14 protein-coding genes are annotated in these 15,952 nt (G+C 73.2%); 3 read left to right on the forward strand and 11 right to left on the reverse strand.

What is annotated here, in order from left to right; translation table 11 throughout:
- Positions 1 to 16: 16 nt before the first annotated feature.
- From ruvX to ACWDRR_RS04580, 4 genes are read right to left on the reverse strand one after another with little or no spacing between them, the layout of a single operon-like run.
- Complete coding sequence (gene ruvX / locus ACWDRR_RS04565) at positions 17 to 502, reverse strand: Holliday junction resolvase RuvX (protein ID WP_449770703.1); 486 nt, start codon at positions 500 to 502, stop codon at positions 17 to 19.
- Complete coding sequence (gene alaS, locus ACWDRR_RS04570) at positions 502 to 3,171, reverse strand: alanine--tRNA ligase (RefSeq protein ID WP_449770704.1); 2,670 nt, start codon at positions 3,169 to 3,171, stop codon at positions 502 to 504. The genes ruvX and alaS overlap by 1 nt, the downstream gene beginning before the upstream one ends.
- Positions 3,171 to 3,611 (reverse strand): DUF6167 family protein, encoded by a 441-nt coding sequence (locus ACWDRR_RS04575; RefSeq protein ID WP_449770705.1) that lies wholly within the window; start codon positions 3,609 to 3,611, stop codon positions 3,171 to 3,173. The genes alaS and ACWDRR_RS04575 overlap by 1 nt, the downstream gene beginning before the upstream one ends.
- A gap of 4 nt (positions 3,612 to 3,615) precedes the next feature.
- Entirely contained in the window at positions 3,616 to 4,092 is a 477-nt protein-coding gene (locus ACWDRR_RS04580; RefSeq protein WP_449770706.1) for a DUF948 domain-containing protein, read from the reverse strand.
- 318 nt (positions 4,093 to 4,410) lie between these two features.
- Here ACWDRR_RS04580 and ACWDRR_RS04585 point away from each other — a divergent pair, with 318 nt between their 5' ends.
- Both ACWDRR_RS04585 and ACWDRR_RS04590 read left to right on the forward strand, forming a co-directional pair.
- Positions 4,411 to 6,573 carry an ATP-binding protein gene (locus ACWDRR_RS04585; RefSeq protein ID WP_449770707.1) on the forward strand — a complete coding sequence of 721 codons (2,163 nt, stop codon included), beginning with the start codon at positions 4,411 to 4,413 and terminating at the stop codon, positions 6,571 to 6,573.
- Positions 6,574 to 6,646: 73 nt separating this feature from the next.
- On the forward strand, positions 6,647 to 6,973 hold the full coding sequence (locus ACWDRR_RS04590; protein WP_449770708.1) for a tetratricopeptide repeat protein: 327 nt from the start codon (positions 6,647 to 6,649) through the stop codon (positions 6,971 to 6,973).
- A 103-nt stretch (positions 6,974 to 7,076) separates the two neighbouring features.
- Here ACWDRR_RS04590 and rpsD read toward each other — a convergent pair whose 3' ends face one another.
- From rpsD to ppk2, 4 genes are all read right to left on the reverse strand, one after another.
- Positions 7,077 to 7,691, reverse strand: coding sequence for a 30S ribosomal protein S4 (rpsD, locus tag ACWDRR_RS04595; protein WP_063346792.1), 615 nt, complete (start codon positions 7,689 to 7,691; stop codon positions 7,077 to 7,079).
- 374 nt (positions 7,692 to 8,065) lie between these two features.
- Positions 8,066 to 9,415 carry a replication-associated recombination protein A gene (locus ACWDRR_RS04600; RefSeq protein WP_449770709.1) on the reverse strand — a complete coding sequence of 450 codons (1,350 nt, stop codon included), beginning with the start codon at positions 9,413 to 9,415 and terminating at the stop codon, positions 8,066 to 8,068.
- Between the two features lie 114 nt (positions 9,416 to 9,529).
- Positions 9,530 to 10,144, reverse strand: coding sequence for a hypothetical protein (locus ACWDRR_RS04605; protein ID WP_449770710.1), 615 nt, complete (start codon positions 10,142 to 10,144; stop codon positions 9,530 to 9,532).
- 120 nt (positions 10,145 to 10,264) lie between these two features.
- On the reverse strand, positions 10,265 to 11,020 hold the full coding sequence (ppk2, locus tag ACWDRR_RS04610) for a polyphosphate kinase 2 (protein WP_449770802.1): 756 nt from the start codon (positions 11,018 to 11,020) through the stop codon (positions 10,265 to 10,267).
- A 291-nt stretch (positions 11,021 to 11,311) separates the two neighbouring features.
- Between ppk2 and ACWDRR_RS04615 the strand changes: the two genes are divergently transcribed.
- A complete protein-coding gene (locus ACWDRR_RS04615) occupies positions 11,312 to 12,256 on the forward strand; it encodes a LysR family transcriptional regulator (RefSeq protein WP_449770711.1) in 945 nt (314 codons plus the stop codon).
- 31 nt (positions 12,257 to 12,287) lie between these two features.
- Here the strand turns inward: ACWDRR_RS04615 and ACWDRR_RS04620 are convergent, their stop codons facing one another.
- From ACWDRR_RS04620 to hisS, 3 genes are all read right to left on the reverse strand, one after another.
- Positions 12,288 to 12,794, reverse strand: a complete 507-nt coding sequence (locus ACWDRR_RS04620) for a GNAT family N-acetyltransferase (protein WP_449770712.1) — start codon at positions 12,792 to 12,794, stop codon at positions 12,288 to 12,290.
- A 93-nt stretch (positions 12,795 to 12,887) separates the two neighbouring features.
- Positions 12,888 to 14,693, reverse strand: coding sequence for an aspartate--tRNA ligase (aspS, locus tag ACWDRR_RS04625; RefSeq protein WP_449770713.1), 1,806 nt, complete (start codon positions 14,691 to 14,693; stop codon positions 12,888 to 12,890).
- Positions 14,690 to 15,952, reverse strand: a complete 1,263-nt coding sequence (gene hisS, locus ACWDRR_RS04630; protein ID WP_449770714.1) for a histidine--tRNA ligase — start codon at positions 15,950 to 15,952, stop codon at positions 14,690 to 14,692. Before hisS ends, aspS begins: the two co-directional genes overlap by 4 nt.

Below are 15,952 nucleotides of genomic sequence, written 5' to 3' on the forward strand. Positions count from 1 at the left end.
CGTTAGATCAGGCCGGTCAGCCGACCGCCTCGACGCTCTCACCGGGCGGGCGTCCGCTCACCCGTTCGGACTCAAGGGCGGTCTGCAGGATCACCACCGCGGCGGCCTGGTCGACCACCGAGCGGCCCTTCTTGGCCTTGACCCCGGAGGCACGCAGCCCGTGGGTGGCCGTGACGGTGGACATCCGCTCGTCGACCAGCCGGACCGGCACCGGGTAGAGCCGGTTGGCCAGCCGGGTGGCGTAGGCGCGGACCTTCTCCGCCGCCGGGCCCTCCTTGCCGCTGAGCGAGCGCGGCAGGCCGACGATCACCTCGATCGCGTCGTACTCCTCGGCGATCGCGGCGATCCTGGCCTGCGACTTCACTCCGGCGGGGACGGTCTCCACCGGCGTGGCGAGCACCCCGTCGGGGTCGCAGGACGCGACCCCGATCCGGGCGTCACCGACGTCGACGGCGATCCGCCGCCCCCGCCGGAAGGGCCGTTCCTGGTCCTGGTCGAGCATCAGCTGGCGCGCTCCGCGACCAGGCCGCGCACCGCGGCGATGGCCTCGCCGACCGCACCCGGGTTGGAGCCGCCGCCCTGGGCGACGTCGTCCTTGCCGCCACCGCCGCCGCCGAGGGTCTTGGCGGCGACCCGGACCAGCTCACCGGCCTTGATGCCGCGCCCGCGCGCGTCCTCGTTGGTGGCGATCACGGTCAGCGGGCGGTCGCCCGCCACGGTGAAGGCGGCGACCACGGCCGGGCGCGAGCCGAGCCGGCCGCGCACGTCCAGGACCAGCTTGCGCAGCTCGTCGGCACCGGTGCCGTCGGCGACCCGGGCGGCCACCACGGCGATGCCCTGGACGTCCTCGGCGGAGTCGGCCAGGCCCGCCGCGGCGGCCAGGACCTTCTCGGCGCGGAAGCGCTCGATCTCCTTCTCGGCGTCCTTGAGCTTGGCGAGCATCCCCGAGATCTTCTCCGGCAGCTCCTCCGGGCGGCCCTTGACCAGATCGGTCAGCTGGGCGACCACGGTGTGCTCACGGGCGAGGAACTTGTAGGCGTCCACGCCGACCAGCGCCTCGACGCGGCGCACGCCGGAGCCGATCGAGGACTCGCCGAGCAGCTTCACCAGGCCCAGCTGGGCGGTGTTGCCGACGTGCGTACCACCGCAGAGCTCCTTGGAGAAGTCCCCGATGGTGACGACGCGGACCTCGTCGCCGTACTTCTCGCCGAACATCGCGATGGCGCCGGCCTTGCGGGCCTGGTCCATCGTCATGACCTCCGCGGTGACGTCCAGCTCGCGGGTCAGCACGTCGTTGATCTTCTGCTCGACGTCGACCAGCACGCTGCCGGGCACGGCGGCGGGCGAGCCGAAGTCGAAGCGGAAGCGGCCGGGCGCGTTCTCGGAGCCGGCCTGGGCGGCCGTCGGGCCGAGCGCGTCGCGCAGCGCCTGGTGGGTCAGGTGGGTGGCCGAGTGGGCGCGGGCGATCGCCCGGCGGCGCTCCACGTCGATCGTGGCGTACGCCGAGGCGCCGAGCACGACCTCGCCGAACAGCACACCGCCGGAGTGCACGGTCACGCCCGGGACGGGCTGCTGCACGTCGCGGATCTCCACCACCGCGCCGGAGTCCAGCCGGATCCGGCCGTGGTCGGCGAGCTGGCCGCCGCCCTCGGCGTAGAACGGGGTGCGGTCGAGGATGATCTCGACCTCGTCGCCCTCGCTCGCGGCCGGCGCCGGGACGCCGTCCACCAGCAGGCCGACCACGGTGGCCTCGCCCTCGGTGAGGTTGTAGCCGGTGAAGACGCTGGCGCCGGACTTGTCGGCGACCTCGCGGTACGCGGCGACGTCGGCGTGGCCCATCTTCTTGGCCTTGGCGTCGGCCTTGGCGCGGTCCCGCTGCTCCTGCATGAGGCGGCGGAAGCCGGCCTCGTCCACCTGGAGGCCCTGCTCCTCGGCCATCTCCAGGGTGAGGTCGATCGGGAAGCCGTAGGTGTCGTGCAGCTTGAACGCCTGCTCGCCGGAGAGCACCGCGCCGCCGGACTGCTTGGTCTCGGTGACCGCGGTGTCCAGCAGGCTGGTGCCGGCCTTCAGGGTCTGCAGGAAGGCCGCCTCCTCGCCGACGACGACCGTCTCGATGCGCTTGCGGTCGGCCTCCAGCTCCGGGTACTGCGGGGCCATCGCCTTGATGGCGACGTCCGTCAGGTCCTTGGCGACCACACCGGTGGCGCCCAGCAGGCGCATGTTGCGGATGGCCCGGCGCAGGATGCGGCGCAGCACGTAGCCGCGGCCCTCGTTGCCGGGGGTGACGCCGTCGCCGATCAGCATCAGCGCGGTGCGGATGTGATCGGTGACCACGCGCAGCGAGACGTCCGCCTTGTGGTCGGCCCCGTAGGTGTGGCCGGTCAGCTCGGCGGCGCGGTCGAGGATCATCCGGCTGGTGTCGATCTCGAAGAGGTTGTCGACGCCCTGGAGGATGGCGGCGAGGCGCTCCAGGCCGAGGCCGGTGTCGATGTTCTTGCTCGGCAGGTCGCCGAGGATCTCGAAGCCGTCCTTGCCGTCACCGTGGCCGCGCTCGTACTGCATGAAGACCAGGTTCCAGATCTCCAGGTAGCGCTCGCCGTTGACGGCCGGGCCGCCCTCCTCGCCGTACGCGGGGCCGCGGTCGTAGTTGATCTCCGAGCACGGGCCGCAGGGGCCGGGGACGCCCATCGACCAGAAGTTGTCCTTCATGCCGAGGCGCTGGATGCGCTCGGAGGGCACGCCGATGACGTCGCGCCAGATCTGCTCGGCCTCGTCGTCGTCCTTGTAGACGGTGATCCAGAGCTTCTCCTTCTCCAGGCCGTAGCCGCCGTCCGCGACGGGAGTGGTGAGCAGCTCCCACGCGAACTTGATGGCCCCTTCCTTGAAGTAGTCGCCGAAGGAGAAGTTGCCGCACATCTGGAAGAAGGAGCCGTGCCGGGTGGTCTTCCCGACCTCCTCGATGTCCAGGGTGCGCACGCACTTCTGGACGCTGGTGGCCCGGGAGAACTGCGGCTTGACCTCGCCGAGGAAGTACGGCTTGAAGGGCACCATGCCGGCGTTGACCAGCAGCAGGGTGGGGTCGTCGGCGACCAGGGACGCCGACGGAACGACGGTGTGGCCGCGCTCCTCGAAGAAGCGCAGCCAGCGGCGGCGAATCTCTGCCGACTCCATTAGTGGTCCTTCCGGTTCGGGGTACCGCCCGGCTGCGGCAGTGCGCGGCCGGGCGTCTTTTCGATGGCTGGGGTGGTGCGGGCACCGTCGGACGATGCGCGGGCACTGCTGGACGGGGGCAGGGCGGCGGCCGGGCTGCCGGGCGCCGCCGAGATAGCTCGGTACTGCGGCTCGCCGCGCAGCACCCGGCGGCGGCGGGGCTCGACGACGGCGGTGCCGTCCAGTCCGAGGTCCTCGCGCAGTTGCTCCTCGCGCTCGGCCATGCCGGCCTTCACGTCCTGGGCGAACCGCTTGGCCGCGTCGCCGAGGTGCAGCGCGCCGCGCGCGGCGGTGCCGGAGAGGCTGTCCGGGGTGAGCCGGTGCACGGCCTCGTTGGCCTTGTTCATGGCCCAGACGGTGGCGCCGGCGCCGACCGCCATCCAGAAGATGCGTCGCACCATGCCGTCAGCCCCTCACCGCGCGCCGGACCCGGGCGAACAGGCCGCTCCTGGCCGCGGTCGCGGCGCGCACCTCGGCCCGGATCAGCCGCGCCAGCTCCTCGCGCTCACCCGGCTGGGTGGGCAGCGGCAGAGTGCCGTTCTGCTTGGCGACGGCCTTGCGGACGCCGTAGCTGAAGGCCGCGACCTTGACCAGCGGCCCGCCCAGGGTGGCCGCGACGGTGGAGGAGAGGGCGTTGGCGTTGGCGGCGGCGTCCTGGACGTTGGCGGTGATCTCGTCCACCCGCTCCAGCTGCTCGTTGGCGCTGCGCACGGCGGCGCCGGCGTCGGTCAGCAGCGGCACGGCCTGCTCGGTCACGGCGGAGACCAGGACGGCGGCCTCCTTGAGGACCCGCGAGAGCCGCACCAGCACGACGGCGAGCAGGGTGACCAGGACCGCCCAGAACACGGCGACGAGCAACCCGGCCAGCTCTCCCACGGACACCTTGTGCGCTCCCTCGCCTTGCTGTTCTCCGAAGGAGACCCTATCGCGACCACGGCCGGTTTCCGGACCGGATATCGGCCGGGGGCGTCCCCGCGCCCGCCGGGCGGATCCGGTCGGGTGTGCGAGCCGCGCGCGTAACCTACCGGTCGGTCACCTCGTTCTGCCAGGCGGGCCGTCGCCTGTACGGCCCATGGGCACGCCCGGACCGCGGAGGTCCGGGCCCGGAGACGGGAGCAGCGCTTGGCCGGCGACTCGACAGCACAGCCCCGGGCGGCTGCGGCGCGCCGGGAGCCCGCGCCCGGCCGGCTCCCGGCGGAGGTGACCAGCTTCGTCGGACGGCGGCAGGAGCTGGCCGAGCTGGCCCGGCTGCTGGCCGCCGCCCGGCTGGTGACGGTGACCGGGCCCGGCGGCGTGGGCAAGAGCCGGCTGGCCCTGCGCGCGGCGGCCCGGGCGGCCGGCGCCTTCCCGGACGGCACCTGGCTGGTCGAGATCGCCCCGGTGCAGGACCGGCTGCTGCTCGGCCACGCCGTGCTGGAGGCCCTGCGGCTGACCGACGGCACCGCCCGGCCACCGCTGGACGTGCTGACCGAGCAGCTCGCCGGGCGCCGGATGCTGATCGTGCTGGACGGCTGCGAGCACCTGGTGGACGCCTGCGCGGAGCTGGCCGACGCGCTGCTGCGGGCGCTGCCGGGCCTGCGGGTGCTGACCACCAGCCGGACGACGCTGCGCGCCCCGGGCGAGCACCTGCTGGTCCTGGCACCGCTGCCGGTGGGCCCGGCCGGCCCCGGCGCGCTGCCGGACGCGGTGCAGCTGTTCGCCGACCGGGCCCGGGCGGTGCTGCCCTCCTTCGAGATCTCCGCGGCCACCGCCGACGGCATCGCCCAGCTCTGCCGCCGGCTGGACGGCATCCCGCTGGCCGTGGAGCTGGCCGCCGGCCGGCTGCGCGCGCTCTCCGTGGAGCAGATCGACGCCCGGCTGAACGACCGGTTCCGGCTGCTCACCGGGGGTGCCCGGGCGGCCCTGCCGCGCCACCAGACGCTTCGCACGACGATCGGCTGGAGTCACGAGCTCTGCACGGTGCAGGAACGTTTGCTCTGGGCACGCCTCTCGGTCTTCGCGGGGAGCTTCGACCTGGAGGCCGCCGAGTACGTCTGCGCCGGCGAGGGCATCGAACCGGACGACCTGCTCGACCTGGTCTCCGAGCTGATCAACAAGTCCGTGGTGCTGCGGGCGGACGCGCCTTCCGGCCACCGGCCCGAGGACGGGAGCACCGTCGGCGTCCGGTTCCGACTGCTGGACACCCTGCGCGAGTACGGCCTGCAGTGGCTGCGCGCGGCCGGCGAGGAGCAGCGGCTGCTGCGCCGCCACCGCGACTGGTACCTGGGCGTGGCCACCTGGGGCGAGGTCGAGTGGTTCGGCCCCCGGCAGGCGGAGACCGCCGAGCGCACCGAACTCGCCCACTCCAACCTCCGCGCGGCGCTGGAGTTCTGCCTGGCCGAGCCGGGCGAGGAGCAGCTCGCCCTGCTGCTGGCGGGCACGCTCTGGTTCTACTGGGTCGGCTGCGGCCACCTCGGCGAGGGCCGGCACTGGCTGGACCGCGCGCTCGCCCTCGACCCCGAGCCGACCGAGGCCCGCGCCAAGGCGCTCTGGGTCACCGGCTACATGGCGACCCTCCAGGGCGACCTGCTCACCGCCCGCCCCGCGCTGGAGGAGTGCCGCCGCCAGGCGCTGGACACCGGCGACGACCGGGCGCTCGCCTACGCCGTCCACCGGCAGGGCTGCGCGGCCCTGATCGGCGACGAGCCGGCCCGCGCCGCCGAGCTCTTCGAGGAGGCGCTCTGGCACTACCGGACGATCGGCGAGCTCAACAGCAACGTGCTGATGGCCATGTTCGAGCTCGGCATCGCCTACCTGTTCCAGGGCGACCAGGAGAGCGGCGAGTTCTGGCTCGGCCAGGTCCGCGAGCTGTGCGAGGAGCACGGCGAGCAGTGGGCGTACGCCTACGGGCTCTACGCGCTCGGGTACTCGCACTGGATGGACGGCGAGGTGCGGCTGGCCCGTGCGCGCGCCCGGGAGAGCGTCCGGCTCAACCACCTCTTCCACGACCTGCTGGGCATCGTGCTGGCGATCGACCTGCTGGCGCTGCTGGAGACCGAGCCCACCGGGCCGGGCCGGCCGGGCGACCTGCGCGAGGCCCGGGTGCTGCAGGGCGCGGCCCACCGGATCTGGCAGGCCGTGGGCAAGCCGTTCTTCGGCTCGCGCACCTTCAACGGCCCGTACCGGCACTGCGAGGAACGGGCCAGAGCCGGGCTGACCGAGCAGGAGTTCACCGAGTACTTCGACCGCGGCGCCCGGCTGGACCTCGACGCCGCCGTCCGGCGGGCCCTCGGCGGGGACGGCCGCGCGGGCGGTCCGGGGGCGCTGCCGGGCCCGCGCCCGGTACCGCCGGCGCCGCAGCCCTCGCCGGCCAGGAATAGTTGAAACTTGTCCATTGCTACAGCGGTCGGCACCCCGACCGGCACCCCCGCCGGACGGGCACCCGGAAGGAGCAACCGTGACCGTCCACACCGCCGCCGACGAGTACCGCCTCGCGACGTTCTACTTCGACTCCAAGGCGTACTCCGACGCCGCCCGCATGCTGGAGGGCGTCCTCGCCGAGGAGCCGGCCAACCTCTCGGTCCGGCTGCTGCTGGCCCGCAGCTACTACCACTCGGCCCAGCTCCCCCGCGCCGAGGCCGAACTGCGCCGGATCCTGGACGCCCACCCGGCCGAGGACTACGCGCGGCTGATGCTCGGCCGGACCCTGGAGCGCCAGGGCCGCGCCGAGGAGGCCCGCCCGCACCTGCGGCTGGCCGCCGCGATGGCCGGCGAGGAGATCTGAGCCCGGCCCGGACCGGGCGGGGCACCACACAAAGGGACGAGCCCCCGCCGCCTCGAAAGGCGACGGGGGCTCGCAGTGGTACGGCAGGCGTACCGCTCGCGGGTCAGCGCGAGTAGTACTCGACGACGAGCTGCTCGTCGCAGATCACCGGGACCTCCTTGCGCTGCGGCGCGCGGTCCAGGCGGAAGGCCAGGGCCTTCAGGTTGACCTCGAGGTACTTCGGGGTCTGGCCCTCGCCCGCGTAGCCACCCTCACGGGCGACCTGGAACGGGACCTTCTCCTTGCTGCGCTCGCGAACAGTCACGACGAAGCCCGGCTTCATCTGGTACGACGGCTTGTTGACCTTGCCGCCGTTGACCTCGATGTGACCGTGGACGACCATCTGGCGGGCCTGGTAGATGGTGCGGGCAATGCCCGAACGCAGCACCAGGGAGTCCAGACGGGTCTCCAGCTCGGCGACGAGCGCCTCACCGGTCTTGCCCTCGGCCTTCTTCGCGCGGTCGAACGCGCGCGCCATCTGCTTCTCGCTCAGGTCGTACTGAGCGCGCAGACGCTGCTTCTCGAGCAGACGGACCTTGTAGTCCGAGTTCTGCTTGCGGCCACGGCCGTGCTGGCCGGGCGGGTACGGGCGGGCCTCGAAGTACTTGACGGACTTCGGGGTCAGCGGCACGCCGAGCGCACGCGCGATCTTGACCTTGGGACGCTTCTGGTTCGCCATGAACCAAACCTTCCTTGCTTACGAATACGGCTTCACCAGGTGTTGACGGAGGTCGCTTCTCGCGGCCCGGAGACAACCCCACCGCCCGAGGGCAGTGCGATCAGCCGCTCTCCGAGGCCGGGCACGAATGTGCAAGCACACGAGTGGCCCACCGAACCGGAGTTGGTGGGCTGCACGCGACACCGAAACGGTGCGCGACGCTCCTGGGGCCTCCCGGAGGAGGCCGCGGCCATTGCCCCGCTGGTGCGGCCGGTCGGTCAGGGTCACCCCTGCCGCCGCGCCCGGGACACGGCACTCCGCACGAGTATACCCACTGCCGTTCGCCCGCTCGCCCACGGGCCGCTTCGACCCGGGGCCGGCCGCCGGCCCTCCGTTCACTCGCCCTTGAGCCGGGCCCTGGTCCACTCCACGATGTCCGCGTACCGGGCCTCGCCGCCGTGCCGGGTCGGCCGGTAGTACGCCTTGCCGTGCACGGCGTCCGGCGCGTACTGCTGCGCCGCGATGCCCTCCGGCAGGTCGTGCGGGTACTGGTAGCCCTGGCCGTGCCCGAGCTTGCCCGCGCCGCCGTAGTGCGCGTCCCGCAGGTGCGGCGGCACCGCACCCGCCAGGCCCTGCCGGACGTCGGCCAGCGCCGCGTCGATGGCCAGGTAGGCGGCGTTGGACTTGGGCGCCAGCGCCAGCGCGATCGCCGCCTGGGAGAGGATGATCCGCGCCTCCGGGAAGCCGATCAGCGCCACCGCCTGGGCCGCCGCGACCGCCGTGGCCAGCGCCGTCGGATCGGCCAGGCCGACGTCCTCGCTCGCCGAGATCATCAGCCGCCGGGCGATGAACCGGGGGTCCTCCCCCGCCTCGATCATCCGGGCCAGGTAGTGCAGGGTGGCGTCCACGTCACTGCCCCGGATCGACTTGATCAGCGCGCTGGCCACGTCGTAGTGCTGGTCGCCGTCCTTGTCGTAGCGCACCGCGGCCTGGTTGACGGCCGTCTCGGTGGTGGCCAGCGTGATGCTCGCCTCGCCCTTCTCCAGGGCCGCCCCGGCCGCCGCCTCCAGCGTGGTGAGCGCCCGCCGGGCGTCCCCGCCGGCCAGCCGGACCAGGTGGTCCTCGGCCTCCGCGGTGAGCTCCAGCGCGCCCTCCAGGCCGCGCTCGTCGGCCACCGCGCGGTGCAGCAGGGCGCGGATGTCCTCGTCGGTCAGCGACTCCAGGGTGAGCAGCAGCGAGCGCGACAGCAGCGGGGAGATCACCGAGAAGTACGGGTTCTCGGTGGTCGCGGCGATCAGGGTGACCCAGCGGTTCTCCACGGCGGGCAGCAGCGAGTCCTGCTGGGCCTTGGAGAAGCGGTGGATCTCGTCCAGGAAGAGCACCGTCTCCTTGCCGCTCATGCCGACCGCCCGGCGGGCGCCCTCGATGACCGCGCGGACCTCCTTGACGCCCGCGGTGATCGCGGACAGCTCGACGAAGCGGCCCTCGACGGACTGGCTGATCACGTGCGCCAGGGTGGTCTTGCCGGTGCCGGGCGGGCCCCAGAGGATCACCGAGCTGGTCGCCGCCGGACCGCGCGAGCCCACGACGAGCCGGCGCAGCGGCGAGCCGGCCTTCAGCAGCTGCCGCTGCCCGGCGACCTCGTCCAGGGTGCGCGGGCGCATCCGTACGGCGAGCGGGGCCCGGCCGGGCTCCTTGGCCTGGCGTTCCTCGGCGGCGGCGGTGAAGAGGTCCGGTTCGTCCACACCGGAAGCCTATGCGAGCCGACCGACAGCCCCGGCCCCCTCGGGCCCGCCGGTGCCGGTACGCCGGGCCGGCCCGGTCCCGCCGGGGGTACCGGCACCGACCGGACGACGCGGCTAGCGCCGGTTCGGCAGGTCCAGCAGGACGGCCTCGAACTCCTGCACCGAGCGCACGGTGATCCCCCCGGCCGCCACCGCCTCCGCCCGCGCCCGCGCGACCGGGCCGCGGGAGGCCACCAGGGCCGCCCGGTCGGCGAAGAGGCCGCCCACCGCGCCGCGCTCGTCCTCGACGGCGAGCAGCATGGAGCCGCCGAGGTACCCGTCGTTCTGCCGCAGCGCGGGCAGCGACACCTCGCGGTACGCGGCGGCCAGCCGGTCGGCCCGCGCCCGGTCGAAGTCGAACATGGTCATCCGGAACCAGGCGCCGGGGCCGGCCTGGGCGGGCCGGACGGCCACCACGGCCTCCCAGACGTCACCGGTCACCGTTCCCGCGAAGGGCGCCAGCAGCTCGGCACGCCGCCCGCGCAGCTGCGCGTCGCTGTCCCGCTGCGCCTGCTCGCTCTCCCACCAGGACCCCATGGTGAGGATCCCGAGCTCCCGGTCGGCGAACAGGCCGAAGCCCCGGTACCCGGGCTGGCCGGAGAGCAGGCCGACCGCCTCGGCGCGCAGCCCGTCGAGGGCCCGGTCGAGCTCGGCCGGATCACCGGTCGCGTAGACGGTACGAACGAACATGGGCGGTTCTCCTGCCGTCCGGCGGGCCCCGCGGCGGGCGCCCGCGCCTTGCTGAGCACCTCCCATCGCACGCTCCGGGCCCGGTACCGGCAACGCCGCGGAGCCGTTCGGAGGAGCGGGCTACCCGATCCCCGCCGCGTGGTCCGGCACGTAGGTCTGCAGGTCGCGCGGCGGGCGCTGGTAGCCGCGCGAGCGCGGCCGGGGCGGCAGCTCGATCGGCCGCGGCGCCACCTCGTGGTACGGGACGGTGGAGAGCAGGTGGGCGATCATGTTGATCCGGGCCCGGCGCTTGTCGTCGCTCTCCACCACGTTCCACGGCGAGTCCGGGGTGTCGGTGTGGATGAACATCTCGTCCTTGGCCCGCGAGTAGTCCTCCCAGCGGCTGATCGACTCGATGTCCATCGGGGAGAGCTTCCAGCGGCGCATCGGGTCCTCCAGCCGGGCCCGGAACCGCCGCTCCTGCTCGGTGTCGCTCACCGAGAACCAGTACTTGCGCAGCAGGATGCCCGCCTCGATCAGCATCTGCTCGAAGGTCGGGCACTGGTGCAGGAACTGCCAGTACTCCTCGGGCGTGCAGAAGCCCATCACCTTCTCGACGCCGGCCCGGTTGTACCAGCTGCGGTCGAAGAGCACGATCTCCCCGGCGGCCGGCAGCTGCTCGACGTACCGCTGGAAGTACCACTGGGTGCGCTGGCGCTCGGTGGGGGTGGGCAGCGCCGCCACGCGGGCGATGCGCGGGTTCAGGTACTCCGTCACCCGCTTGATCGCGCCGCCCTTGCCCGCCGCGTCGCGCCCCTCGAAGACGACCACCAGCCGGGCGCCCTCGGCCCGCACCCACTCCTGGAGCTTCACCAGCTCGTTCTGGAGCCGCAGCAGCTCCCGCTCGTACGGCTTCTTCGCGAGCCGTTCCCGCTGGTGCTCCGGCCCGGTGCCGGTGACGCGCTCGGCCTTGGCTGCCACCTGGGTGCCTCCGTTCGGCAAGGGCTGATGAGCCCTCACCGTAGGCGCAACCCGGGGTTCGCGCAGGTCGTCGGCGCCGGTCCGGCAGCGGCGGCCCCCTGAACCGCCGCTGCCGGGCTCCCCCGTGGCCCGGCCCGCGGGCCGAGCGATCAACCATGTCGCAGACCTGCCGGACCGGTCCAATATCCCGTTCCATAACCTTGGGGCATGGACGTGGACACCCGACTGCTGCGCAGCTTCGCCGCGGTCTGCGAGGAGGGCCAGCTGACGGCCGCGGCGGCCCGGCTGTTCGTCTCGCAGCCGACCCTCACCAAGCAGATCCGCCAGCTGGAGGCCCTGCTCGGGGTGGAGCTGTTCGAGCGCTCGCGCCGGGGCATGGCACCCACCCGCGCCGGCCGGGCGCTGGCCGAGCACACCGGCACGATGCTGGCCGGCTGGGACGACGCGCTGCGCGCCACCCGGGCGGCGGCGGCCGAGCAGGGCTCGACGCTGCGGGTGGGCTTCGAGGGCGGCATCATCAACCTGATGACCCGCCGGACGGTGGCGGACTTCACCCGGCGGATGCCCGGCTGGCAGGTCGAGCTGCGGCAGAACAACTGGTTCGACCCGACCTCGGGCCTCGCCAGCGGGGAGATCGACCTGACGCTCTGGCACGCGCCGCCGTCGATCTCCGAGCAGTACAACGTCGCGGTGCTGGGCGAGGAGCCGCGCTGCGCGGCGCTGCCGGCCGGGCACCGGCTGGCCGCCCAGGACGTGATCGAGTTCGGCGAGCTGCTGGACGAGCCCTTCGTGGCGATCCCGCTGGAGGCCGGGCAGTGGCGCGACTACTGGTTGGCGGTCCGGGAGCGGGGCGGCCGGCCGGTGCGGATCGGCGCGGTGGCGCACAACTCCGACGAGTGGCTGGCCGCGGTGGTGTGCGGCCAGGGCATCGGCTTCGCCCCGGAGGCGATGAGCAGGCTGGCGGCGCGGGAGGATGTCGCGTACCGGCCGGTGCGGGGGCTGCCCCCGAGTCAGGTCGGGCTGTACTGGCCGAAGGGCCGGGAGCTGACGCCCGCCATGGCCGCGTTCGTGCGCAGCTGCCGGGCGACGGTCGGGTTCTCGGCCGGCCCGGCGATCCCGGGCCAGTCGGGTTGGGCCGACGCGAACGGTTGAGCCGACGCGGACGGTCGGGCCGCCGGCGGGGTCAGGCCGCCTCGAAGGGCTCCGGGTAGCGGCAGAGGCCGCGCGGGCCGCCGTCGTACGCCGGCAGGGCGAGTGCCTGGAAGTAGGCCTCCGGCACCTCGAACGGGCCGGTGACCTCGTGCTGCCCGGCCGGGGTGAAGCCGAACCGGCCGTAGTAGTCCGGATCGCCGAGGACGACGACGAGCTTCTCCGCCGCCTCCTCCGCGGCCGTCAGCGCGGCCCGGACGACGAGCTCGCCGACCCCCTTGCGCTGCCACTCCGGGGCGACCGCGACGGGCGCCAGCGCGAGGCCCGGGCCGTCGCCGACCCGCAGCCGGGTGAGCAGCGCGTGGCCGACCACCAGTCCGGTCTCGTCCACCGCGACCACGGACAGCCCGGGCAGCCAGGCGGGGTCGCGGCGCAGCGCGTCCACCAGGTCGGCCTCGTCGGGGCCGGGGAAGGCGGCCATGTGGACCCGTCTGGTGGCGGGCGCGTCCTCGGGACACTCGATTCTGGTGGTGACCTTCATGGGGGGAAGCCTCTCTCCGTCGCACACCGTTGTGGACCGGCCCCGGACGGCGGGTATGCCGTCCGGGGCCGTGAAAGGTTAGCCGATCGAGCGTCAGGCCTTGGGCTGGGCCTCGGACTTGGCCTCGGCGGCCTTGGCGTCCTCGCGGACCTTCGGCTGGGCGTCGACGCCGGCCTCGCGACGCTGCGCCGGGGTGATCGGGGTCGGGGCACCGGTCAGCGGGTCACCGCCGGTGGACGTCTTCGGGAAGGCGATGACGTCCCGGATGGTGTCGTACCCGCCGAGCAGGGTGACGATCCGGTCGAGGCCGAAGGCGACGCCACCGTGCGGCGGCGGGCCGTAGTTGAAGGCGTCCAGCAGGAAGCCGAACTGCGAGGCCGCCTCCTCCTCGGAGAGGCCGATCGCGTCGAACGCCCGCTTCTGCACGTCCCGCTGGTGGATACGGATCGAACCGCCGCCCAGCTCCGAGCCGTTGAGGACCAGGTCGTAGGCGTTGGAGAGCGCCGCGCCCGGGTCGGTGTCGAAGGTGGCGAGCGACTCGGCGGTCGGGGCGGTGAACGGGTGGTGCACCGCGTGCCAGCCCTGGAACTCGCCCTTGTCGTCCTCGATCGGCTCGAACATCGGGAAGTCGACGACCCAGAGGAAGGCCCACTGCGACTCGTCGATCAGCTCGCAGCGGCGGCCGATCTCCAGGCGGGCGGCGCCGAGCAGCTCCTGCGAGGGGCGCTCCTTGCCGGCCGCGAAGAAGATCGCGTCGCCGTTCTTGGCCCCCGCGGCGGCGGCCAGGCCGGCCAGGTGCTCCTCGGAGAGGTTCTTGGCGACGGGGCCGCGCAGCTCGCCGGTCTCGGCGTCGATGACCACGTAGGCCAGGCCGCGGGCGCCGCGCGCCTTGGCCCAGTCCTGCCAGGCGTCCAGCGCCTTGCGGGGCTGCGAGGCACCGCCGGGCATGACCACGGCGCCGACGTACGGGGCCTGGAAGACGCGGAACGCGGTGCCGGCGAAGTACTCGGTGAGGTCCGTGAGCTCCTGGCCGAAGCGGACGTCCGGCTTGTCGGAGCCGTAGCGGGACATCGCGTCCGCGTAGGTCATCCGGGGCAGCGGGTTGGGGATCTCGTACCCGTGCACGTCGCGCCAGATCGAGCCGACGATCTTCTCGCCGAGGGCCAGGACGTCCTCCTGGTCGACGAAGGAGGCCTCGATGTCCAGCTGGGTGAACTCCGGCTGGCGGTCGGCGCGGAAGTCCTCGTCGCGGAAGCAGCGCGCGATCTGGTAGTACCGCTCCATGCCGGCCACCATCAGCAGCTGCTTGAACAGCTGGGGCGACTGCGGCAGCGCGTACCAGTGGCCGGGCTGCAGGCGGACCGGGACGAGGAAGTCGCGGGCGCCCTCGGGGGTGGAGCGGGTGAGGTACGGCGTCTCGATGTCGAGGTAGTCGTTCTCCTCCATCACCCGGCGGATGATGTTGTTGACCTTGGAGCGCAGGCGCAGGCCCTTGGCCGGGCCCTCGCGGCGCAGGTCCAGGTAGCGGTAGCGGAGGCGGACCTCCTCGTTGACCGTACCGGGCTCGTACTCGGCGACCGGGAAGGGCAGCGGGGCGGCCTCGGAGAGCACCTCGATCTCGCTGACCACGACCTCGACGGCACCGGTCGGGATGTCCGGGTTCTCGTTGCCCTCGGGCCGCACGCGGACGTCGCCGACGACCTTGACGCAGTACTCGGCGCGCAGGCCGTGCACCGAGTCGAGGTCGCGGACCACGATCTGCACGGTGCCGGAGGCGTCCCGCAGGTCGATGAAGGCCACGCCGCCGTGGTCTCGGCGGCGGGCGACCCAGCCGGCCAGGGTGACGGTGGTGCCTGCGTGCTCCGGGCGGAGCGTGCCCGCGTCGTGCGTGCGGATCACAGCTGCTTCTCCTTCAGGGTGGTGACGAGAGCGTCGAGGGCGACGGGGTTCTGCTCGCCGGTGGTCAGGTCCTTGAGCTGGACGACGCCGTCGGCGAGGTCCCGGTCACCGGCGAGCACGGCGAAGCGGGCGCCGGAACGGTCCGCGGACTTCATCGCGTTCTTGATGCCCTTGACGCCGAAGGCGAGGTCGGTGGCGACGCCCTCGCGGCGCAGCTCGACCACCTTGGCGAAGAGGACGTTCTTGGCTTCGTCGCTGAGCGCGACGGCGTAGACGGAGGTGGCGGCCGGCAGGTCGAGGACGACGCCCTCGGCCTCCATCGCCAGGTAGCTGCGGTCCACGCCGAGGGCCCAGCCGACGGACGGCAGCGCGGGGCCGCCGATCATCTCGGAGAGCCCGTCGTAGCGGCCGCCGCCGCCGATCGCGGACTGCGCGCCGAGGCCGTTGTGCACGAACTCGAAGGTGGTGCGGGTGTAGTAGTCCAGCCCGCGGACCAGCTTGGGGTCGTCGACGAAGGCCACGCCGTTGGCGGTGAGCAGCTCGCGGACCTTCTCGTCGTAGGCCTTGCACTCCTCGCAGAGGAAGTCGCGCAGCATCGGCGCGCCGCCGAGCTGGGCCTGCACCGACTCGCGCTTGTCGTCCAGCACGCGCAGCGGGTTGATCTCGGCCCGGCGGCGGGTGTCCTCGTCCAGGTCGAGGCCGGCGAGGAACTCCACCAGCGCGGCCCGGTAGACCGGGCGGCACTGCTTGTCGCCGAGGCTGTTGAGCAGCAGCGAGTAGTTGCTCAGGCCCAGCGAGCGGAAGGCGTCGTCGGCCAGGATGATCAGCTCGGCGTCCAGGGCCGGGTCCTCGGCGCCGATCGCCTCGGCGCCGACCTGCGAGAACTGGCGGTAGCGGCCCTTCTGCGCCCGCTCGTAGCGGTAGTAGGAGCCGGAGTACCAGAGCTTCACCGGCAGGTTGCCCTGCTTGTGCAGATTGGCCTGGAGCGCGGCGCGCAGCACCGAGGCGGTGCCCTCGGGGCGCAGCGCGAGCTCGTCGCCGCCCTTGGTGGTGAGGGTGTACATCTCCTTGCTGACGATGTCGGTGGACTCGCCGACGCCGCGGGAGAAGAGCTTCACGTCCTCGAAGACCGGGGTCTCGATGTAGCCGTAGCCGGCCCGGCGGGCCGGCGCGGCGATCCGCTCGCGGATCGCCAGGAAGGTCGCGGAGCTGGGGGGCAGCAGGTCGTAGGTGCCCTTGGGGGCGGTGAAGGTGCTCAA

The sequence above is a fragment of the Kitasatospora sp. NPDC003701 genome, assembly GCF_053587085.1.